Origin of the sequence: Streptococcus sp. FSL E2-3494, assembly GCF_038007085.1 — a bacterium.
GTDB classification, from domain to species: Bacteria; Bacillota; Bacilli; order Lactobacillales; family Streptococcaceae; genus Streptococcus; species Streptococcus thermophilus.
In genome coordinates this window covers 828,425-850,151 of the sequence record NZ_JBBOWN010000001.1, presented here as the reverse complement: position 1 = coordinate 850,151, position 21,727 = coordinate 828,425, and the positions used below count along the sequence as shown (strand labels likewise).

22 protein-coding genes and 8 pseudogenes are annotated in these 21,727 nt (G+C 38.8%); 13 read left to right on the top strand and 17 right to left on the bottom strand.

Annotated elements, in window-relative coordinates; genetic code table 11:
• Positions 1-233 precede the first annotated feature (233 nt).
• Both brnQ and manA read right to left on the bottom strand, forming a co-directional pair.
• Positions 234-1,562 carry a branched-chain amino acid transport system II carrier protein gene (brnQ, locus tag NST05_RS04465; RefSeq protein ID WP_014608489.1) on the bottom strand — a complete coding sequence of 443 codons (1,329 nt, stop codon included), beginning with the start codon at positions 1,560-1,562 and terminating at the stop codon, positions 234-236.
• 213 nt (positions 1,563-1,775) lie between these two features.
• Positions 1,776-2,481 (bottom strand): annotated as a pseudogene (gene manA / locus NST05_RS04460) (mannose-6-phosphate isomerase, class I); the annotation flags it as partial.
• Between manA and NST05_RS04455 the strand changes: the two are divergent.
• A pseudogene (locus NST05_RS04455) lies at positions 2,475-2,552 on the top strand (DUF421 domain-containing protein); the annotation flags it as partial. The pseudogenes manA and NST05_RS04455 overlap by 7 nt on opposite strands.
• 67 nt (positions 2,553-2,619) lie before the next feature.
• Positions 2,620-2,814 carry a CsbD family protein gene (locus NST05_RS04450; protein WP_014608492.1) on the top strand — a complete coding sequence of 65 codons (195 nt, stop codon included), beginning with the start codon at positions 2,620-2,622 and terminating at the stop codon, positions 2,812-2,814.
• An 870-nt stretch (positions 2,815-3,684) separates the two neighbouring features.
• On the opposite strand, the gene NST05_RS04445 is transcribed toward NST05_RS04450, so the two are convergent.
• Positions 3,685-5,070 carry an amino acid permease gene (locus tag NST05_RS04445; RefSeq protein WP_022097091.1) on the bottom strand — a complete coding sequence of 462 codons (1,386 nt, stop codon included), beginning with the start codon at positions 5,068-5,070 and terminating at the stop codon, positions 3,685-3,687.
• A gap of 322 nt (positions 5,071-5,392) precedes the next feature.
• On the opposite strand from NST05_RS04445, the gene NST05_RS04440 reads away from it, so the two are divergent.
• The 7 genes and pseudogenes from NST05_RS04440 to NST05_RS04410 all read left to right on the top strand — a co-directional run bounded on the left by NST05_RS04440 (position 5,393) and on the right by NST05_RS04410 (position 9,874).
• Entirely contained in the window at positions 5,393-5,935 is a 543-nt protein-coding gene (locus NST05_RS04440; RefSeq protein ID WP_223899664.1) for a hypothetical protein, read from the top strand.
• Positions 5,936-5,947: 12 nt separating this feature from the next.
• A complete protein-coding gene (locus NST05_RS04435; protein WP_322745648.1) occupies positions 5,948-6,544 on the top strand; it encodes a hypothetical protein in 597 nt (198 codons plus the stop codon).
• Between the two features lie 74 nt (positions 6,545-6,618).
• Positions 6,619-6,849, top strand: a pseudogene (locus tag NST05_RS04430) (hypothetical protein); the annotation flags it as partial.
• Between the two features lie 47 nt (positions 6,850-6,896).
• Positions 6,897-6,956, top strand: a pseudogene (locus NST05_RS04425) (hypothetical protein); the annotation flags it as partial.
• Between the two features lie 105 nt (positions 6,957-7,061).
• Positions 7,062-7,244, top strand: coding sequence for a hypothetical protein (locus NST05_RS04420; RefSeq protein ID WP_223899663.1), 183 nt, complete (start codon positions 7,062-7,064; stop codon positions 7,242-7,244).
• Positions 7,245-7,759: 515 nt separating this feature from the next.
• Positions 7,760-8,554, top strand: coding sequence for a hypothetical protein (locus NST05_RS04415; protein ID WP_334222915.1), 795 nt, complete (start codon positions 7,760-7,762; stop codon positions 8,552-8,554).
• A gap of 172 nt (positions 8,555-8,726) precedes the next feature.
• A protein-coding gene (locus NST05_RS04410) for an IS3 family transposase (RefSeq protein ID WP_099421341.1) occupies positions 8,727-9,874 on the top strand; the annotation gives its coding sequence in 2 pieces (ribosomal slippage) (positions 8,727-8,979 and positions 8,979-9,874; 1,149 coding nt in all).
• A 37-nt stretch (positions 9,875-9,911) separates the two neighbouring features.
• Here the strand turns inward: NST05_RS04410 and NST05_RS04405 are convergent.
• Positions 9,912-10,217: pseudogene (locus NST05_RS04405) on the bottom strand (IS3 family transposase); the annotation flags it as partial.
• Positions 10,218-10,354: 137 nt separating this feature from the next.
• On the opposite strand from NST05_RS04405, the gene NST05_RS04400 reads away from it, so the two are divergent.
• Genes NST05_RS04400 through NST05_RS04390 form a run of 3 tightly spaced genes read left to right on the top strand, consistent with a single transcriptional unit; the run spans position 10,355 to position 11,412 of the window.
• Positions 10,355-10,726: a hypothetical protein gene (locus NST05_RS04400; RefSeq protein ID WP_134973317.1), complete on the top strand. Its 372-nt coding sequence runs from the start codon at positions 10,355-10,357 to the stop codon at positions 10,724-10,726.
• Between the two features lie 58 nt (positions 10,727-10,784).
• Positions 10,785-11,048, top strand: a complete 264-nt coding sequence (locus NST05_RS04395) for a hypothetical protein (protein ID WP_340742905.1) — start codon at positions 10,785-10,787, stop codon at positions 11,046-11,048.
• Positions 11,023-11,412, top strand: coding sequence for a hypothetical protein (locus NST05_RS04390; RefSeq protein WP_228024395.1), 390 nt, complete (start codon positions 11,023-11,025; stop codon positions 11,410-11,412). Before NST05_RS04395 ends, NST05_RS04390 begins: the two co-directional genes overlap by 26 nt.
• Before the next feature lie 69 nt (positions 11,413-11,481).
• Here the strand turns inward: NST05_RS04390 and NST05_RS04385 are convergent, their stop codons facing one another.
• The 5 genes from NST05_RS04385 to NST05_RS04365 form a co-directional block, all read right to left on the bottom strand.
• The gene (locus NST05_RS04385; protein WP_084828932.1) at positions 11,482-12,246 is read right to left on the bottom strand and encodes an amino acid ABC transporter ATP-binding protein; all 765 of its coding nucleotides are present in this window, start codon (positions 12,244-12,246) and stop codon (positions 11,482-11,484) included.
• A gap of 11 nt (positions 12,247-12,257) precedes the next feature.
• The gene (locus NST05_RS04380) at positions 12,258-12,944 is read right to left on the bottom strand and encodes an amino acid ABC transporter permease (protein ID WP_084828933.1); all 687 of its coding nucleotides are present in this window, start codon (positions 12,942-12,944) and stop codon (positions 12,258-12,260) included.
• 3 nt (positions 12,945-12,947) lie between these two features.
• On the bottom strand, positions 12,948-13,640 hold the full coding sequence (locus NST05_RS04375; protein WP_084828934.1) for an amino acid ABC transporter permease: 693 nt from the start codon (positions 13,638-13,640) through the stop codon (positions 12,948-12,950).
• Positions 13,641-13,708: 68 nt separating this feature from the next.
• A complete protein-coding gene (locus tag NST05_RS04370) occupies positions 13,709-14,575 on the bottom strand; it encodes a transporter substrate-binding domain-containing protein (RefSeq protein ID WP_084828935.1) in 867 nt (288 codons plus the stop codon).
• Positions 14,576-14,593: 18 nt separating this feature from the next.
• Positions 14,594-15,589 carry a uroporphyrinogen decarboxylase family protein gene (locus tag NST05_RS04365; protein WP_340742904.1) on the bottom strand — a complete coding sequence of 332 codons (996 nt, stop codon included), beginning with the start codon at positions 15,587-15,589 and terminating at the stop codon, positions 14,594-14,596.
• Positions 15,590-15,972: 383 nt separating this feature from the next.
• On the opposite strand from NST05_RS04365, the gene NST05_RS04360 reads away from it, so the two are divergent.
• Positions 15,973-16,455, top strand: coding sequence for a glutathione peroxidase (locus NST05_RS04360; protein WP_084828937.1), 483 nt, complete (start codon positions 15,973-15,975; stop codon positions 16,453-16,455).
• Positions 16,456-16,562: 107 nt separating this feature from the next.
• Here NST05_RS04360 and NST05_RS04355 read toward each other — a convergent pair whose 3' ends face one another.
• The 8 genes and pseudogenes from NST05_RS04355 to NST05_RS04320 all read right to left on the bottom strand — a co-directional run bounded on the left by NST05_RS04355 (position 16,563) and on the right by NST05_RS04320 (position 21,523).
• Positions 16,563-16,823 (bottom strand): SemiSWEET family transporter, encoded by a 261-nt coding sequence (locus tag NST05_RS04355; protein ID WP_084828938.1) that lies wholly within the window; start codon positions 16,821-16,823, stop codon positions 16,563-16,565.
• 151 nt (positions 16,824-16,974) lie between these two features.
• Positions 16,975-17,386, bottom strand: a pseudogene (locus NST05_RS04350) (ABC transporter permease); the annotation flags it as partial.
• A gap of 3 nt (positions 17,387-17,389) precedes the next feature.
• Positions 17,390-18,071: pseudogene (locus NST05_RS04345) on the bottom strand (ABC transporter ATP-binding protein).
• 50 nt (positions 18,072-18,121) lie between these two features.
• Positions 18,122-18,640, bottom strand: coding sequence for a WHG domain-containing protein (locus NST05_RS04340; RefSeq protein ID WP_084828939.1), 519 nt, complete (start codon positions 18,638-18,640; stop codon positions 18,122-18,124).
• 149 nt (positions 18,641-18,789) lie between these two features.
• Positions 18,790-19,615 (bottom strand): annotated as a pseudogene (locus NST05_RS04335) (aldo/keto reductase).
• On the bottom strand, positions 19,616-19,714 hold the full coding sequence (locus tag NST05_RS04330) for a glutamyl-tRNA amidotransferase (protein WP_223899660.1): 99 nt from the start codon (positions 19,712-19,714) through the stop codon (positions 19,616-19,618).
• Between the two features lie 208 nt (positions 19,715-19,922).
• Positions 19,923-20,525 carry a nitroreductase family protein gene (locus tag NST05_RS04325; protein WP_064355605.1) on the bottom strand — a complete coding sequence of 201 codons (603 nt, stop codon included), beginning with the start codon at positions 20,523-20,525 and terminating at the stop codon, positions 19,923-19,925.
• A 179-nt stretch (positions 20,526-20,704) separates the two neighbouring features.
• Positions 20,705-21,523, bottom strand: a complete 819-nt coding sequence (locus tag NST05_RS04320; RefSeq protein WP_084828940.1) for a VOC family protein — start codon at positions 21,521-21,523, stop codon at positions 20,705-20,707.
• Positions 21,524-21,727: the final 204 nt, after the last annotated feature.

Sequence of the window (21,727 nt, the reverse complement as noted above, 5' to 3'; positions counted from 1 at the left end):
ACATTGCATTCTAAACTTGCATAATTGTCATAAATTATGGCTAGCTATAAAAAATATTTATTGCAAATTTTTAATCTATCTATATTTCCTTATAGAATAATGGTTTTATACATTTCTAAATACTCTTATAAAAAGAAAAATGAGAGATGACATTACTAAAACCTATCTACCCATAAATAAAATCTATCACCCACACAAAAAAAATCCATCACAATTGTGATAGGATTTTATTTTTATTCCATTTCAAAGCTTTCGCTCTTGATTTTATCTGGTAAAACGAGAGACAAGAGGATACACAAGATGGCTGGTATCAACCATGGCAATGATGCTCCCGATAATGGAAGGAAGTTAATGATGGCATTAAGTCCTGCAAGTTTGAACTGACTGCCAATTACACTAAGCAAAGCGATAAGTGTCACTACAGTAACTGTAATTTGCATACCAGGTTTAGACAAGGCTACAAACTTATTAGCAATTACAATCATAACAATTGTAATTGTAATTGGGTAAAGAATCAAAAGTACTGGTACTGAGAAAGCAATGATATTATTAAGTCCCAAGTTGGCAATCGCAAATCCAATAAGAGTAAAGACAATAGCATAGGTTTTGTATGAGACTTGTGGGAAGGCCTTATTAAAGAACTCACCGGTCGCCACAATCAAGCCTGCTGTTGTCGTAAAGCACGTCACTGTTACCATAACTGCTAGGAAAATCTGTGAAATCGGACCAAAGATAGCCTGTGTTGCACTCGATAGAACTGCTGCTCCAAGGTTAGCACCTTCTCCCAAAGTTGATGTATCAAGTGGGAAATGGTTACCCAAGAATGCTAGACCTAAGTATAAACCTGAGAACATCAATCCAACCAGAATACCTACAATCCAAATGGTTGAGATGTACTCTTTTTTAGATTTAAAGCCTAATTGATTGAGGGTTACTACTGCCACCACACTAAAGGCTACCGAAGCCAAGGCATCTAAAGTATTGTACCCTTCCAAGAAACCATTACCAAAAGCTGAGGCTTTATAAGCTTCTGTTGCAGTATGTGTGCTATGACCACCATATTTAAAGGCACCAACTACAATCAAAATAACGATTAATAGGGCAAAAATAGGAGTCAGGATTCGACCAATACTATCTAAAATCTTAGAAGGATTCATTGCAATCCATAAAGCCAAGGCAAAATAAACGGCTGTGAAGGCAAGTAACCATAGACTAGTATGACTATTACCAAGCATTGGTTCAATACCAATTGAAAAAGCTGTTGCTGCTGTCCTTGGGATGGCAAAGAATGGTCCAATAGACAAGTAAAGCACCGACAAGTATAGCAAGGCAAACTTAGGTGAGATTTTTTGAGAAATCTCATGAATATATCCCTTCGGATTTAGAGTCCCAATAATAAGTGTTAGAATTGCAATTCCGACACCAGATAGAACAAAACCGGCAATAGCTGGCCAGAAATGACCTCCAGATTCAAAGCCTAGCTGAGGTGGGAAAGTTAGGTTTCCCGCTCCGAAGAACATACCAAACAGTAAAAGGGCTGTAAGGCCTCCTTTTTTTAACATAAGTTACTCCAATCTAAAACAAAACATGACGTTTCAAAAGGAAACGGCTTGTTCATTAATACTTTTAGTTAACTTAATTAGTATGACATGATTAATTTGGAATTTCAAGCTATTGAAACTTATCCACAAAGGTTTTTAAAATTTCAAATATTCTGTCTGATTGTATGAAAAAACTAGACAAGATTCCTATCTCGTCTCGTTTAACGACTTAAATTATGGGTGACTAACAATTAGTTCAAGATTTCCCTCGATTTCCCAAGCTTGAACATCGCTTGGTAGAATGAAATAACCTCCTTTGGCAATGTCGTAATCTTGCCCGTCTACGTTAAGGCTTCCTTGACCATCAAGCACACTAAACAAACTGTAATCAGCAGTCTTTTCAAAATCAGCCTTACCTGAAATTTCCCATTTGTAAACAGCAAAGAAATCACTTGCCACTAAGAGCGTTGATTTGAGATCATCTACTTTTGTTGTAACTGGGCGACTGTTGGCAGGTTCACCGATAGTAAGCGCGTCGATAGATTTTTCTAGATGGAGATCACGCAAATTGCCTTGGTCATCCTTACGGTCAAAATCATAAACACGATAAAGTCGTATCACTAGATTGTTGTGTTTCAAGAACCATGATACCTGCACCAATAGCATGCATGGTACCACTTGGTACATAGAAGAAATCTCCTGCTTTAACTGGAACCTTGGTCAAGAAATTTTCCCAATCCTTACTTTCAATTTGCTGGCGCAATTCTTCTTTTGATTTAGCATTGTGACCATAAATGATTTCTGCACCTGGTTCAGCGGGAATGATATACCAACACTCTATTTTACCAAGCTCACCTTCATGTTCAAGTCCATAAGCATCATCTGGGTGGACCTGAACTGAAAGCCAATCATTGGCATCCAAAATCTTCGTCAAAAATGGGATATGACAACATTTTAGATATCTTCATCACTGAATATGATAAAGGAAACATTAATGTCGTGACTTATTAGACAAATCACTTGCATTACGGTCTAAGATTTTCTACAATGGTCTCATCATAAAAAAGGAGGTACTATCATGGGTATCGAAGATAAATTGAATCAAGCTAAAGGAGCTCTTAAAGAGGGTGCTGGTAAACTGACTGGCGATAAAAAGACTGAAATCGAAGGTGCGGTTGAAAAAGTTGTAGAAAAAGCAAAAGACGGTATCAAATATGTTAAAGAAGGCGTTGATGATGCGGTTGAAGTCCTTAAAAATAGCTTTAAAAAATAAGACAAAAAAGAAGTTTTCAAGCCATTTGGCAAGAGAACTTCTTTTTTATTTTTTTCTAAACTGAAATTACTTACGAGAACGCTTGCTTCCTTTAAGTGCAAATGATGTTTCATAAGTACAGCTCCTAATGCACCTAATCCCAAGCTACTCACATCACCAGTATCTGGTAAAGTTGATTTATTTACTTGGCTACTTTGTGAACTTTTAGCAGACTGGTTAGCCTTAGAGCTTTTATTTTATTTTTGAACAAGATTAGTTTGTACAACTGAGCTACCCAAAATTAAGCTAGCGACTAGGACTGCCCCAACTTTTTTCCCGTTTTGATGATTTCTTAATGGCATAACGTTCTTGTGTTTGTTTGGTATGTTTGTATGTCATCTATTAAACCTTCTACTTACTTTTGCGATGACTCTATTAAACACTAGAAAACTAGAACAAGGCTTAAAGAAACGTTAATCTTTACTTAAAGTAAAAAAGTCCCCAAAATATTGAGAACTTTCAATCTCTAGGATAGACCAGTCTAAATTTTTCCAAAACAACTTGGCTTTCCTAACTAAAATTCAATCCGGCCTCATGCAACCATTTGCTAAAGAGGTCCTCATGAATCTTTTGCCAGTAAGCTAGGATTCAATCTCCTTTACCTTCTTTGTATGGTCAACGCTAACTTGTTTAAAAGGAAGAACCACAATTTTAGTTGTTTCAATAATACAAACGGCATTTTACTTGGGCAATGGGGCCTAGCTAACTGCAAACAAGTCGACAGGTGAGCTAATTACTGTCTTTTGTCCCATCAAAACCAAATTGTGAGCTAGTCTGTCTCTACTTCAAATATCAAAAATGGTAGGCCAAAAGGGCTCTACCATTCTCATCTTAATACTTAGAATGTTTGTAACCGTAAAAGGCATAAATAGCCGAACCAATTAGCACTGCTATGCCAAAGGCTGACCAGGTTTGCCAACTGTACTGACTCATAAATGAGAGACAGACGATGATGGAAAGGATTGGTAAGACAGGAACAAATGGGACCTTGAACTCATCCTTCTGTGGCAAGCCCTTGTCTTTACGAAGAATGATAAGAGCAATAGCCAAGAGGACCAAATAAGCCAAAGTCGAAATATTAACCAAGGATGCCATATTAGCCAAAGAAAAGATGCCTGATGAGATGGCAGAAAGGACTCCAGTCAAAAGTGTCGCATAATGTGGAACCTTATGGGTCTTTGAAACCTTTTGAAAAGTTTGTGGAAGAAATCCATCACGCGCCAAGCTATAAACCATGCGACTAAGGGCATAGGCCATGGAAATACATACGGTAATCAAGGTCATAATGGCAACTACCGATACATAATTGGCTGCCCAAGACACACCAATATAACGAAGGGCATAAGCTACGGCATCGTCGACATTTAACTTGGTATAGTGGACAACTCCCGTCAAGACTAATGAAACCACTGCATAAAGTGAAGCGACGATAATCAAAGCGAGAACTATACCTCGAGGAACATTCTTTTGTGGTTCCTTAATCTCATCTACTGTCATAGAAATGGATTCAAATCCAAGAAAACCAAAGAACATGAGAGAAGCACCTGCCATAATCCCCGTCTTCCCACCATAAATTTGGCCGAAGCCAAATGGTGCAAAGTTAGCCCAGTTGTCCGGATTCAGATGGAAAAGACCAACTAGGATGAAAACCGCCAAGGCAGAGAACTTAAGCACTACTAGGAGTGAGTTCAAACGAAGGACTTGTTTGGAATCCATGAGGAGAAGAGCCGTCACAAGCACCAAAACCAAGACTGGCAATAGGTCAATATAGGTCCCCTGACTCGGATTAAAAGGGCCACTGATAGCCTTGGGGAGCTGTAGACCAAAGCTTGCCAAGAGCCCCTTGAGGTAGGCTCCCCAACCAGAGGCAACACTAGACACGGCGTTCATGAAAACGATCATTGTAAGCCATCCGCCCATCCAAGCAGGGTACTCACCCCAAGAAGCATAGAGATAACCATAAACACCACCAGCGGATGGATAGCGTGAGGCAAACTCAGCAAAGAAAATCGCCGACATACCCACACAAACGGCTGAAATCAAAACCGAAATAATCAGGGCTGGACCTGCCAAGGTTGATGCCGCGGTACCAGTAATCGTAAAGATTCCTGTCCCAACCATGGCACCGATTCCCAGAAGGACTACATCCCTAAGGGTCAGATGCCGTTTCATCTCGGTTTGAGACAAACCAACATCCTTTTTACGAAAAATACTCATTTTTATACTCCATTTTCTGAGAAATACCGCACTATTATACCATACTGCAAGACAAAAATAGAGCTATTTCTGTGTTTTTATACCTCTATTAATAAAAAACATATCAAGATTAAGATTTCGTAATAAGTATTTTCTAACGTGTGCCCTATATCTATCAAAAACCGACTGCTCAAAACTTTGCTTTAGTTGTCCATTATTCTGCAGTTTTAGTAAATTGGGATCATTTAAATTAGAAAACACTATGGAAAGGTTACCAATTGCGTTTGATTTTTCTAATGAAAGATGTTAGAAAGGTGGCATTAAAAGGAAAAGGGTAACTTTTATGGAAAATAGAGTTCAATTTAAACTTCATAAAGTGAAGATACAATGGGTTACCATTGCCGTGTCTGGTTTGGCATTTTGTGCCTCTTTGATTGGAGTTAGTGTCTCTGCCGACGAGCAGGCAACAAATCCATTAAGCTCAGCTAACACAGCTGAGAGCGTCAGCCAAAATCCAGATCTTGTCGTCACAGAAACAACTGTAGCTACGACAAAAGCTAATCAAGTCGCAACCAATCATACAACTGATTCAACTGCTACTGTTACAGCTGATAAGCAGCCTGTCCATAAAGAAGACCAAGCAAGTAGCACTTACAATTTGGCTAGCATCGAAACAAGAACTGCTACTTCAAATTCAGAAGTAGCTAGCTCAGCTACTGACGTAAACAGTCAAGTACCAGAATCTGTTGAAACTGCTGTCGTTTCTGGTGGTCATTTCAAGAGCGATGCTGATGGCAACTGGTACTATCTCAAAGACGGGAAAAATCTGACTGGTGCTCAAAACGTTGACCATTTCGACCTTTATTTCCACGAGAATGGCAAGTAGGCCAAGGGGGAAATTGTCACTGAAAATGGACAATTTTTCTACTATGACCAGGACAATGGACGTAAGGTAACAAATACTTCTATCAACATCGATGGTCAAACCTATAATGCAGATGCCCAAGGACGTTTAACACCTGTTCTTCCTGAAACTAACAAACGCAACCAGTTTATCGAAGATAATAACCACAACTGGTATTACCTTGGAAAAGATGGCAAACCCGTCACTGGTGCTCAGAACATTGATGGCATTAACCTCTACTTCCACGAAGATGGTAGACAAGCTAAAAACGAAATCATCACTATTGATGGTGATAGCTACTATTTCGATAAAGACAATGGGCGTCGTGTAACAGGTCGACAAGCTCTTGACAACGTCAACCATAAATACTTTGGTTTTTACTACTTCGACAAAGATGGCAAGATGGTCAAAGATGACTTCGTCACCGAGAATGGCGATCTTTACTACTTTGATGCTACTGGCAATCAACCTAATTTTGTCTTTGTTTCAGATAAAGCTGGTCATTGGTATTACATGAGGTACTTCAAGGCAACTAAAGGTTTCTCAGCCCCATTTGGTTTTGATGCCGAATTCCTAGACCGTAGCCCGTAGCCAATCCGGACTATAAGACATGCGTGCATAACCTGAACGGCCAACAGTATTACTTTGATACTAAGACTGGTATCATGGTAACCAATCGCTATGTTTCTGACGATCAGGGGAATTGGTATTACTTTGGCAAAGATGGTAGAGCGCTTCACGGTTTTCAAACAGTGGACGGTAACCTTCATTACTTCAATGATAGTGGCCAACAAGTCAAAGGTGACTTTCTTTACTACAATAACGATATTTACTATTTCGATAAGGATAATGGAAATCCAGTAACTAACCAATTCGTTAATAGAGATGATGCTTGGTACTATTTCGAAGCTGATGGTAAAGAGCCGTCTCTGGTTTCCAAACCATTAACGGACAGAACCTATGTTTCCACGAATATGGCGTTCAAGCCAAGGGACAATTGGTTACTGTTGACGGCAAAACCTACTACTTCGATCCAAATACAGGTGACAAGTGGGTTAATCGTTCACTTACCTTAAACGGTACGGTCTATAACTTTGACAATAATGGTGTGGTAACCACTAAAGCTGACCAAACCACACATCAAAACCAATTTGTTAAGGGTACCGATCAAGAATGGTACTACTACGATGCTAACGGCAAAAAGGTCACTGGTTTCCAAACCATTAACAAGGACCTCTACTACTTTAACAATAAAGGCGCCAACAAGTTCGAGGAGGTATTTTCAACCTAGGTGAAAACTACTACGTCGCCAACAAAGATACTGGTGCTACCCTTCGTAATGCCTTTTATCACGATACATCAACTGGCCCTTATGGCAACTTCTCTGAAAAAATCTATTACGCTGGCAATGACGGTGCCTTCAAGACAGGCTGGTTAGAAGTCAACGGTAACCGATACTACGCTAGCGACTATTCTGATGACGATACCCCCAAAGGAAACCTTTACACAGGAGTCATCAGCTCACAACTCTTTAGTCCAGATGGGAAACTCTTGACAAACGGTCTCTAGCCTGAATTCAAGCGTACTGGTGAAAATGCTTATGAGCTTGAGGGTGTCTATGTCACAGATACTAACGGTAATATCAAAGAAGGTCCTTATCAGTATGATTGTAAGGTTATTGGGTCTAAATATAGTAGCATCCGCCAATCACAATGGTCAACTTTTGATGAATGGAACATTCTTAATGGACACCTCTACCACTTCGACTCAATGCCAATGACCTTCACAGCCCCAAATGGCCAAAAAGTGACCACAAACGTTGCCATTACAACAACTAACAAAGCCCTTACCTATCGAGGTGTGACCTTTAATTTTGATGCCAAGGGTATTGATGCGACAAAAGAAAAAGCCATCCACTTTGACCAATTGCAAACGGATCCTAGCGGTACAAGTTATCTCTATAAAAATGGTCAAAAAGTCACTGGTTTGAAGACCTTTGATGGCGTCAGTTACTATTTCTATGAAGATGGTCGTCAAGCCAAAGGAACAGAGGCTACAATTAACGGTAAAACTTACCAATTTGACCAATTGACTGGTATCATGACACGCAACGCCTTTTCAAAATCATACAATTATGAAGGCTCTCCACGCTATCCATACTACCCAACACGCTACTATGGCAACGACGGAGCTGCTCTTACCGATTGGCAAACCATCGACGGCAAAGACTACTACTTCCTAGCTAGTGGCAACCTTGAAACAGGACGTTTTGTCATAGGATACAGAGCCTACAATGCTGATGACAATGGCGTAGTTACTGACCGCAAGGATGAACCTGCCTATCGCAATCGTATTCTCTACGATAAGGGTGACAACTATTACTACAATGACAAAAGTGAGAAAGTTACCGGCTTCCAAGAATTTGACGGAAAAGTCCTCTACTTCGACGCTGAAGGCAAACAAGTCCTCGGACGCTTTGTCACAGTTGATAACTACACCTATTATTTCGACCCTAAAACAGGGGAAAGATACACTAACCGCTCTGTCCTCATCGATGGTAAAATCTATACCTTCGATAAAGATGGACATGTGGTGTCTTAAGATGAGATGAAACCAAGACTTATGTCTTGGTTTTTTTGACACCAAAATGATAGGCTAGGAGGACTCTAGTATTGTACTGACCCCAAAAAGTTAGACAACTAATTTATCCAAAGGATGGAAAGGTTATAATAAACTAGACACAAAGTTAAGAGAAATCGTGGAAAGGTTTATTATGGCAAGAAGAAAATTCGATAAACAATTTAAAAATTCTGCAGTAAAACTCATTCTTGAAGAGGGTTACTCTGTTAAAGAAGTCAGCCAAGAGCTTGAGGTTCATGCCAATAGTCTTTATCGCTGGGTTCAAGAAGTTGAAGAATATGGAGAAAGTGCTTTTCCAGGCAATGGGACAGCCCTAGCTAATGCCCAACATAAGATTAAATTGTTAGAGAAAGAAAATCGTTATCTTCAGGAGGAACTTGAACTTCTAAAAAAGTTCCGGGTCTTCTTGAAGCGAAGCAAGTAAAACGTTTTGAATTTCTCTTGAAACATTATGGGAAGATAAAAATTAAGCATGCAGTAAAAGTTCTTAAGGTTTCTCGCTCAGGTTTCTATGAATACATGCATCGTCGTCCTTCAAAACAACAAGTGGAGAGAGAAATTCTCTCAGAGAAGATAAAAGCTGTCTTTCATGAGCATAAGGGACGCTATGGTGCGGTTAGAATTACCAAGGTACTTCATAATACTGGTATTATGACCAACACGAAACGTGTTGGGAAACTGATGCACTTGATGGGACTTTATGCCAAGGGAAGCCGTTATAAATATAAACATTACAACAGAAAAGGAGCTTCGCTTTCAAGACCCAATTTAATTAATCAGATCTTTAAAGCAACAGCTCCTAATAAAGTATGGCTGGGAGACATGACCTATATCCCTACCAAAGAAGGCACCTTATACTTAGCCGTGAATATCGACGTTTTTTCACGTAAGATTGTAGGCTGGTCAATGTCTTCACGGATGCAAGATAAACTGGTGAGGGATTGCTTCTTACAAGCTTGTGGGAAAGAACATCCTCAGCCTGGCTTGATTGTCCATACTGATCAAGGGAGTCAATATACAAGCTCTCGTTATCAATCTACTCTTCGTCAAGTCGGTGCTCAATCTAGCATGAGTCGTAAAGGAAATCCCTATGACAATGCAATGATGGAGTCTTTTTATAAGACGCTAAAGAGGGAGCTTATTAATGATGCTCATTTTGAGACAAGAGCTGAGGCTACTCAAGAAATATTTAAATACATTGAGACCTATTACAATACAAAAAGGATGCATTCAGGTCTTGATTACAAGTCTCCAAAAGACTTTGAAAAATATAATTCTTAAATTCTCTTAACTCCGTGTCTAGTTTTTCGTTGACTTTCCAGGATTTAGTTCTGTATTGCACAGGACCAAGTCCTTTTAATTTTACCTTAATGTGTTTGTTGTTGTAATAATCAATATAGTCTACAATAGCTTGTTCCAATTGCTCAAGTGAGTGAAACATCTTCTCGTAACCATAAAACATCTCAGACTTGAGAATGCCAAAGAAAGACTCCATCATACCATTGTCTGGACTATTTCCCTTACGTGACATGGACGGTTGGATCCCTTGATCCTCTAAAAATTGATGATAATACTGATGTTGGTATTGCCAACCTTGGTCGCTATGGGGAATTGTATTTTCATAATATCCTCTGTTATAATCACAATATATCAAGGAGGAATTAAAGAACATGAATAAGAAATTACATGCTATTATTGGGTCTTAGTGCTGCAATTTTAGCACTTGGGCTATCATCTTCTGCACTTGCAGATGAACAATAATTGCCAGTAAGTCTTCCCGCTAAAGAGGCTCTTGATAACACTTCTTTTGAAAACCTAGTTGTTGAAAACATCCCTGCTTCAGCCGTTGATGTTAATCTAGCAAACGAATCCGCAAACACAGTTACTACTGCTAATCCTGCCACTGAAGTTAACTCAGCGACCACTGCTGTCCTTAATGAGGAAGTAACTGCACCTGCACCAGCAATTGAAAATGCAACCCCTGTAAATCTTGAAGAATCAAGTCCAGTTGTATACACACCAACAGTTGATGAGCGTGTGTCAGAAGTTCGTATTCATCATATCCGTCGAACAACCGAAGCAAGTTACTCACAATTCAGCTTTCAAACAGATGTGCTTTACGCAACGATTTAAACCCCTGCTTTCACTGAATACGACAAAGCTTTTGCGCCAGCAACCGTTACCGATGAAAATGGAAAAACATGGTATTTTGCTAAATACGATGACATGGTGCTTAACAACAAGAGTAATTACGGTGCTCCAAAAAAAGGAATTGTTTCAAGTCCCATTATTGATGTCACCTACTTCTATGATGATGTTAGCCTTGCCGCCAACTGTCGCGCAACAGGCCCGTTTTGTCGATGATAAGGGACAGGAAATTGCTCCAACAAAAGTCAACATGGTTAGACGCGATATTGATTTAGCTTACTATGCCTATTTCCCCGACTGCACCTAAAACAATTCAGGTAAATGGTAAAACATATGAGCTACAATTAATCGATGACCAAGAAATTAAGTCACACAAATTTAGTATCTCAAATACTGTGACAATCACGTATATTTACAAGGAAGTAACTGAAGGTACAGCTGAAAAACCTGTTACACCAACTACTCCAGTTATACCAACAAATAATAAAAAATTTCGTCTTCCTAAAGGCAATAACGGTGTAAAAACGCGTATCCCTGTTAACTACAAACACCAAACAAATTCTTCAAACCAAGGAACTGCAAAATTACGTCTCCCTAAAGGGAATAATGGTGTCAAAACACGTGTACCATCTAAAAAGAACACTCCTATCCTTGCAGTAGATTACCTATAAGTAATAAATAAACAAAGATAAACTAAACTCGTCTTTGTTTTTTTCATTCCTAATCAACACAGTAGTTTTTTAAATCATATATTCCAAGTCGTAACTAGCATCAGAAAGAATACGTGCCAAAAATTGTTGGGTGCGTTTTTCTTTTGGTCTGTAAAAAATGTCCTTTGGACTCCCCTCTTCAATGACATGGCCACCATCCATAAAGACAACATGATTAGCTACATCTCGTGCAAAGCCCATCTCATGAGTAACGACTACCATTGTTGTTCCTTCATTAGCAAGTTGTTTCATAACGTCGAGAACATCCCCGACTAACTCTGGATCAAGTGCAGATGTTGGTTCATCCAACAAGATAACTTCTGGTTTAACTGCAATTGCTCTGGCTAAGCCAATACGTTGTTGTTGACCACCTGAAAGTTGTGAAGGATAGTAATCTTTAAACTCCAAAAGACCAACTTTCTTAAGTGCCTCTTTAGCAATTTGTTGTGCTTCACCTTTTGGAACTTTTCTAGCAATCACTAAACCTTCTAAGATGTTCTCAATGGCAGTCTTATTGGCAAATAAATTGTAATGTTGGAATACAAAAGCCGTTTTCTTTCGTATATCCAAAATCTCTTTTTTCGACAATTTGTCCAAAGAGTAATCCTTACCAGCAATTGTTAATTGCCCTCCATCTGCATTTTCCAAATGATTAAGGCAACGTAAGAAAGTTGTTTTTCCTGAACCAGATGGTCCCAATATAACAACTACATCTCCCTGTTTCACTTGTAGATTAACATCAACAAGAACCTGACGATCTCCAAATGTTTTTGATATATGTTTAGCTTCTAGCATAGTGACTCCCTCTACGTAAATTGCAATTTTCTTTCTCCAAAATTAAAGAGAACTTGAATGATACCACAAATGATTAAATATAAAATGAAGATGACAAAATAAGATTCAAAATATTGATATCCATATGCTGCTTCAACTCGTGCAATTGCTGTTATATCCTTAATCGTCATAACAAAAACAAGTGAGGTACCTTTTACAATATTAATAACTAAGTTACACAAATTTGGCAGAGCAGCTTTAAGCGCTTGTGGAAAAACTATTCTCAAATAGGCTTGTCTTGTTGTTAAACCTATGGCTTGTGCAGCTTCTAGCTGCCCCTTATCAACAGTTAGCAATGCTGAACGAATGATTTCAGATAAGCTTCCTGTTGTCATCAAGCTATAGATAATAAAAGCATAGTAGAGCGGATTAACCTTGAAGATATCTACATGACTTCCAATTCCTTTAAAAAACTGGTTTAGTAAACTGGGGAATAAACTATAAAAAAATAAAATTAACAAAATGGGTGGCGTTGCTCGGATAAAGGCAAGATAAATAACTGAAAATGTTTTGACACCTCTAACCTGATAAATTTGACCTAACGCTAAGAAAAGAGCAGGTAGAAAACTCAATAGAATAGCCACAACCATGATTCCAAGTGTTACTGGGACCCCATGTAAAGCTTTGATAAAGGTATCAATAATAAAAGTTGAATTCATTTTTTACCTCGCTTTGATACTCAATTTTTTCTCTATCATTCTAGAAATTAGAGATATTATTAATGCTATTCCCCAATATACAAGGGCAACAGCTGTGTATGTCTCCAAAGAATAATTTCCTAAATGACGACTAATCAAAAGGTTTCCCTTCCCCATGACATCAATAAATCCAATCGTATAAGCCAATGCTGAATCACGCATTAGGTTAAGCATAGCTGTTGTAATATTAGGTAAAGCAATCCTAAATGCTTGAGGAGTAATAATTCTTACAAAAGTTTGTTCAGAAGTAAGTCCAATACTAAGCCCAGCTTCTAATTGTCCTTTAGGAATTGCTTGATAAGCTGCTTTAAACACTTCTGATATCATTGCTGAAAATAGGAGAACCATGGTCACAAGAACAAATATCAATTTAGACCAATCGTTTATATCTAACCCTAACCACCAATTGAGAAATTCAGGAACTCCATAGAATACCAAGAACAACAATACAATAGGTGGAGTACAACGTAAGATAAAAACATAACCCTTAGCCAGATTTTCAAGAACTTTATTCTTAGAAAGACTTGCCCATGTTATCAAACCTCCTAATAACGACCCTAGTATAGTCGTTAACAAGAGAACTAACAATGTCATTGGTAAGCCCTTTATGATTTCGGGAATTGCTCCAATCACTTTTGAAATGTCGTAATTGACCATATTTTCTCCTAACTAAACTCGTTCAGAAGCTTATCAAAGTAGCCCACTGTTTATACATCACAATCTAATTATTTATCAACAAATGAAAAAACATCTTCGCCAAAGTATTTTTTAGATAACTTTTCAAGCGTACCGTCTTCTTTTAGTTCCTTGATAGCCTTAGTATATTCTTTTGAAAACTCTTCATTCTTACTATCACGATGGAAGAGTGGGTAAGTCGGAATACCTTTATATGGGAACCAAGTTAACTTATCCGCATATTTATGATAAGCACCATCCTTATCAGTCACAGCTTTTTCAAAAGACAATTTAATATCAAAATAAGCATCATAACGATTTTCCAAGACCCATGCATAGGCATCTGAAACTTGGAAAGATTCTGCAGATGTCAACTCAATTGGCTGATCTTTATGTTTATCGTTATACTCCTTGATAACATTCCACTGTGCATTTTGTGGTGAGATAGGTACCAATTTCCCCTTTTGTTTGGCAAAATCTGAGATATTTTTATATTTATCTTTATCTTCCTTACGAATGGTAAATCCAATAATACTTGCTCCAATTGGATCTTTTGGTATGATGAACTTTTTAGCTCGTTCATCTGTGTACCAAGCACCCTTAGTACCAATATCATATTTACCTGACTCCAGACCGATTAAGAGGTCATCATCACTTGTTCCTGTATATTCAAATTTATACTGAGGAAGCTTTTTATCAATTTCCTTTAATACAGCTACCTCATAGCCATCAGAGTTACCATCTTTATCCACAAAATCATAAGGAACATAGTTCTGATTATGGGCAACTTTTAGTGTTGTCACCTTTCCAGAGTCTGATTTTCCCTTTTTATCTCCTGTTAAACTACGTCCAATAACTGTAGCTCCAATAAGTGCTACAACAACAGCTCCACCAATAATCCATGTCTTTTTACTCATATTAATCTCTCCTATTTCTTATAAAATTGCTGCTTCACGAACCCATGCAATACGCTCGAGGCTAATATCACTAGGAATCGTACAATCAGCCCCTATGATTAACCCATGAGTTCCTGTATCAGCAATAATCTCTTTAACCTTTTCTTGAATGACCTCTTTACTTCCATTGTATAAAAGACCATCTTTACCATTTTCAAAACCTCCAAGAACTGTCCGGCCACCAAAAATATTACGACCTTCTGCCAAACTAATTCCTTCAGAAACAACCGCCCAATTAACTACCTGAGCAGGATAATCTTTAAAAAGTTCAATGTTGTTACGGGCCCCTTCATAACCACAAATATGTAGAATATTATGTCCTTTAGCTTCGTTAGCTGCTTCTAAAACCTTTAATTCACTTGGAGCAATGATTTCCTTATAAATCTCAGCGCTAACACGATTATCTTGAATACTTTGAACACTTAGGTAAATACCATCAGCACCTGCTTCTTCAATCACCCTCTGACTAAGACTTGCAATGTCTTCGCCAATAACATCTAAAACATGATTAAACGCCTTACGGTTCTCCACCATGTAATCTGCGATAAGATCATCCCCACCTGAAACTCTTCCAACTAACCATTTAAAATAAGTAACAGGAGCGAAAATATTGTAAATTGCAACAATATCTTCAGGAAAATCGGCAATCAGACTTTTTACAAGTTCAACTTGTGCAGAAATCCAAGGATGTTTTGCACCTAAAGGTTCAAGCCTTTGCAAATCACTGATTGATTTAAAATCTTTAGCTGGTTGTGGGTAGGCAAAGAAACCATCACTCATCAATTTAACAAAATCAGGTTTGACTTCTGCAATAAAATTTTTATGACCAGCTTTGTTCTTATCAATAATTCCTGGATTTTCAAAACCATGTAACCACTCGTCTTCAGTTGTAAAATGATGCCAAAATCCTACTGGAACACGATCAACACTCTCTCCACGAAATGCTTTCAAAACTAACTCTCTTTTTTCTGACATAAGATTCTCCTTTTCTTTTATCCTAATATCAACAGCTTAATGAACATACCTAAAATTCTATAAACTCCTATTATCATCGCTGTTTCAAAAGTGAATGACATAATCCTATCAGAGAATAACAAATCAGTAAAATAAAAAAATTTTATCCTCTGCCATAAATTTAATTTATGATTAAAGTATCAAACTCCCAATCAAGCCAGTAGTTATCTATTATCAAGCTATCTATCACTATAAAGTATTATCCCTGTTGGTTATAAGTAATTCTTAACGCCAAGATAAATAATTTCTATCACAAACATCATTTAATCTCTGGTCTTCTTGAAAAATCACTTATCTGACTAACTTTGCTATAATAGTCTCAAACAAAGCAAAGGAGACTTTTTATGACTAACTTATACGATTTTACAGTTTCAGACCAAGCTGACCAACCTGTGTCTCTCCAGGACTATAAGGGAAAGGTAGTTCTAATTGTCAACACAGCAACAGGCTGTGGTTTGACGCCACAGTATCAGGGCTTACAGAAACTCTATGACAAATACAAAGACCAAGGATTCGAGATTCTTGATTTTCCTTGTAATCAGTTTATGGGTCAGGCTCCAGGTAGTGCTGAAGAAATAAACACCTTTTGCACCCTCAACTACCATACAACCTTCCCTCGTTTTGCCAAAATCAGGGTCAATGGTAAGGAAGCTGAGCCACTTTTTGATTGGCTTAAGAAAGAAAAATCCGGACCACTTGGGGCTAGAATTGAGTGGAACTTTGCTAAGTTTTTGATTAACCGTGAAGGACAAGTCGTCGAACGCTTTTCTTCCAAAACTGATCCACTAAAAATGGAAGAGACTATCACGTTTCTTCTCAATAACTAAAAACAAAAAACGAGAGTAAAACTAGAACGACAATCACTGACTGTCGCCGGTTCTGCTCTCGTTTTCTGTGTTAAGAAAAAAAGTATAGAAAGAAAATTCTCTTTATTTTAGAACAAAGCTGTCAATGCTGTAATCATTCCAAAGATGATACCTGGCGCATTTGCATCAGCCAGGGGAAGGTCACGTTCTTTTTTAAAGAGACCATAGTAAACCCAAAGACTACAGTTGACAGCTGCTACCAAAGGTTGAATAAAGTTTCCTTCATGACCAGACAGATTGTCCATGATTTGTGGCACGTAAGATACGTACATCATTACTGACATGAAGGTCGCTACCCAACATAGGGTTTTCATTTGTTTATCAGACATGTTGATTCTCCTCCTTCATAAAAAAATTCACTTTGTCCTTTAGACCTGTTATATTATCCTCGAGACATGTTTCAATCTTTTAAAATTAAAACAGTGTCCATCTCACGCTATCATAGCAAAGAATGCAAGGATTCTGGGACAATGTTAATAAGCGGAAGTCATAAAAATGTCCCATCATGAGAAAAGAAGCGAAATAGCCAAGGAGCGCTCCAGCTCCAAAACTGAGTCCAAAAGCCCAAAATCGTTTAGCCAACTGGCCATTGCTATACCGCAAAGTCTTTAAAATTCCTAATTATTCCTTGTGGTCATCGACAAATTGTTTGATATAAAAACACATGAGTAGGATTGACGTTAAGGACAAGACAACCCCACTGAACCATGACCACCATCCAAGATAGCGAAACCTGGGCATCATAGTAGGTCTGAATCATCGTATTGGTTTTAGAAATCTCCAACTGCTCGATATCCAGGTAAAAATTCAAGAAGAGATTGGCCACAGAGACCGCACAAGCCCCAATAATACTGACGACAACTAATTTTCGAATATCTTTTACTGAAAACATGGCTTACCATCCAATCTCATAGGTAGTCTGAGGCTGATCGTTGGTCACCACTTCGGTAATCTTGCCACTATTGACGCGAATGATGGTTCTTGCCATATCCGCAATATTTTGGTTGTGCGTCACCATGATTAAGGTAAAAGCCCAGCTTTTCCTTCAACTTCCAGATATAGTCAAGAATCTTGCGCCCTGTTTCTTCATCGAGAGCTCCCGTTGACTCATCTAAGAAAAGAATCTCTGGCTTTTTGGCCAAGGCCCGAGCTATAGACTCTCTCTGATGTTCCCCACCAGACAATTCACTTAGATACTTGTCCAGCTTATCGCCAAGACCCAAATCCTCAATGATCTGCAAAAAATCGTGATTGTTTGCCAGGTCAGCTCCCATCTTTACATTTTGTCTAACCGTTAGATTAGGCAATAAATAATACTGCTGGAAAATAAAGGAAATCTTCTCACGTCTGAAGGCTGTCAATTGAGCATCCGTGAGTTGAGATAAATCCTGTCCTTGAATGAGAATATGCCCCTCATCTACCTTGTCTAATCCGGATAATACGTTTAAGAGGATTGACTTTCCTGATCCAGAAGGGTCTAGGATAACCACATCATCCTGGTCTTGAATCTGCAAATCAATTACTTTTAAAACCTTGGTTTGACCATAGCTTTTGTGAACATTTTCTAGTTGAATCATTTCTTTCCTACCATTTCTTTGATGAGAGATTGACAAACTTCTGTCATTAATCAAATCACTTCTTCCATGCTGAACTGATAAATACCAGAAGCAACCAAAGAGGTCATCCCATGTGAGTAGACAAATAGATGCTGGTACAAGCGACTAGCTTCCTCTAACGTCAACGGATAATCTGCGATAATCGAATCCAGAACCAATTGGTAACTATGATCCTTCATGGGAAGAAAATCTTGAAAGCGACGAATCGGATCCTTGCTAGGATTTTGGAAAAGCAATTGAAAGAGTTGGGGCTCTTTTGAGGCGAACAGGATATAAGCAACCCCGACATATCGAAACGGCTTCTCATCTTCTAAGGACTTGCGTATATACTCCACCACGACCATCTCCGCAGCAATAATAACCTCTGCTTGTAACTCAGACATATTAGCAAATTGCCCAAAAATGACTCTTGGTGTAGCTCCCAGTTTCTCTAATGCCCCAGCCGTCAAACTAGCCATGCCCTTCTCTCTCACCAATTGTAAAGCCGTCCCAATCATAGTCTCTTTACTAAATTTAACCTTTGGTGGCATAAGACTCCTTTCACGCAACAGTTGTTACGCAACATTTGTTACCTAACAAATACCATAACAAAGAAAGACTTGCCAAGAAAAATCTGCAAAGCATAAAACAAAAAACCAGCTCACCGATACAAGTGACGTCTGGTCTACTAATAAATATTCTAAGGTAAATCATTACCTGCAGACAGGTAGATTTGGTACCATTCCTTGCGGGTCAAGGTGACTTCTGCTGCTTTCCCCACTTCAAGGACATGCTGGGGCTTGGTTGTTCCGATGACAGCCTGCATCTTACCTGGATAGCGGAGGACCCAAGCAAGGGCGATAGCTGTCGGAGTGACCTGGTATTTCTTCGCCAAGTCATTAAGGACATGATTAAGGGCTGCAAACTCTTCATTTCCGACAAAATTCCCCTCGAAATAGCCATGCTGGAGGACGGACCAAGCCTGAATCACTGTGTTATTTAAGCGACAATACTCAAAGACACTGCCATCTCGCACGGCTGCTTTAGGACCTTCCATATTAACATGAAAACCAGCCTCAAAGCTCGGTGTAAAGGCCGGCACTCAACTGCAACTGGTTGACTTTTAGGTGCTGTTTGACAGCCGTTTTGAGCAATTCCATCATCATAGGATTTTGATTGGACACTCCAAAATGACGAACCTTTCCTACTTGCTCCAAGTGGTCAAAAGCTGCCGCCACTTCTTCAGGCTCCATGAGGGCATCCGGTCGGTGAAGGAGGAGACTATCTAATCGTTCAATCTGCAGACGCTCAAGGATGCCATCAACGGAGTCCAAAATATAGTCCTTGGAAAAATCAAAATAGGTAAAGCTATCCTTGCGAATACCACACTTGGACTGAATCCACATCTGATTTCGAAGATCCGGACGGCGCTTGAGAACCTTCCCCAGCAGAACCTCACACTGGCCATCACCATAGATGTCCGCTAGGTCAAAAGTGTTAATGCCAATCGACAAGGCTGTATCCACCTAGACCTCCACCTCATCTTCACTCATATGACTAATCCGCATCATCCTAAGAACAATGGTTGATAAACGCTCATTTTCAGCAAACTCAATATACTTCATGTCCGCCTCCTTTTCTATAGTTCTATTGTAGTGAAAAGGGTTTCAAATCTCAAGTTATAGCTTTCATTTATAATTAATCTACTAACTGGTATTAGGATACAAAAAAATAACAAGATTTCTCAATCCTGCTACTTTTTTGTCTTATAATTTTGATAATGTTCAGTCATAGTACAGCCAATTGTCAAGCTAACTGCCTGAGTTAAAGTGATTATTTATCGCCAAAAACTTTGAAACGACCTTCTGTTTGGATGTCTTTGTCTCCTGCTGCTGCTACGATTTGACCAAATGGTGCTTGAGCACGGAGTTTCCAGTTAGCTGGAATGTCATATTTTTCAGCTAATTGTTCATCAACAAGTGGATTGTAGTGTTGTACGTTCATACCGATATTCTTCTCAGCCAAAGCCAACCATGTCGCATAAAGGGCGATTCCATGACCTTGCTCTGACCAAATTGGGAAGTTTTCAGCGTAAAGTGGGAATTGCTCTTGAAGGCCTTTCACTACATCTTGATCTTCATAGAAGAGGATTGTTCCCTTAGCTTGAGCAAAACCTGCCAAACGTTCTTTTGTTGCCTCAAAAGCTTCTGCTGGCGTTACTTTTTCAAGCTCTGAATAAGCGATTTCATTCCAGAAAGCATCTGATTCTTCATCCAGCAAGATCACCACACGTGATGTTTGTGAGTTGAAGGCTGTTGGTGTGTTAAGGACAGCTCCTTGAATGGTTTCAATCAATTCTTGGTTAGAGAGCTCAAGGTCTTTTCCCAAAGCATAGATTGAACGGCGTTTTATTTGTAAGTCTGTAAAGTAGGTCATAGGTATTCCCTCTTCCTTTATCATAAATGTTAATTGTTAAAATTGTTAAGCTACTTTGTAATAACTTTGATTACAATAACCATTATAGCCGTTAAAAATGTAACGTCAATAGTTACGACTCAAAAAATCACTAGTTATTAATATTTCTTTCTTACGCGTGTCAAAATACCATCCTTATCCTAAACTGTTAACTCATTAGAAGATGACCATTTGACCTTGCCTCCACGATTGTTAGTACGCTCTGCTATGCCAACCAAGTCGTCCTTGTTTGCCAATTCAATGACGTGGTAAGCAATACCAGGCATATCTTTGTCACGTTTGGACAAGTTTTTTCCGCCCCACTCGTTGACAGCAAGGTGACGGTGGTAATCACCTGAAGCAATCCAACTAGCGCTTGGAATGGTAAACTTATCCGCTAGCTCTAAAACATCCTGATAGAAAGTACTTGCTAGCTGACTATCTTTGACTGATAAATGAATATGCCCCATGCGAGTATCCTTAGCTATCACAAAAGGCTCAACCTTCCGTCCCATATCGTAAATTTCTTGAGCTGATAACTCTTCTGTGACACCAACGATGCGACCATCCTCACGAATATCCCATTCAGCAACCGGCTTGTCTCTATAAAGCTCAATACCATTGCCTTCAAGGTCTTCCAAATAAAGGGCTTCACTATAACCATGGTCAGCTGCACCGACAAATGGATAATCCAGATCAGCAATATGTTTGAAAACATCTGCTAAATCTTCGCGAGACGGTAACAAAATCGCCATATGGTAGATACCATAACTGGACTTGACCGCTTCCTCACGATTGGTCTGAATCAGATGGACCAAAGGCTTGTTTCCAGCTCCTAAAACAACTTCCCTTTCCGTTTTGGTTAGGATTCCAAGTCCAACAATCTGTGTGTAAAAGGCCGTCTCCGTCTGACCAGCTAAGTCCTTTACATTGAGTACCGCCTCTGCGAGGTAAATCTTACTATTGTAATCGTATGTCATATGATTTTCTCCTGTGTTGTAATCTTTTATGTGACATTATTATACTTGGTTTTATTGTAATATCAATTATTACAACCTAGAATCAAAAAAGAAACCGAATAAATTTTGGCTCTATAATTTCTGTAGTGGGTAAAACCACCATAGAGATTATAGAGCTTTTTGAATGCAGACAAAAAGTCCCATAAGAACTATAATGAAAAGCAA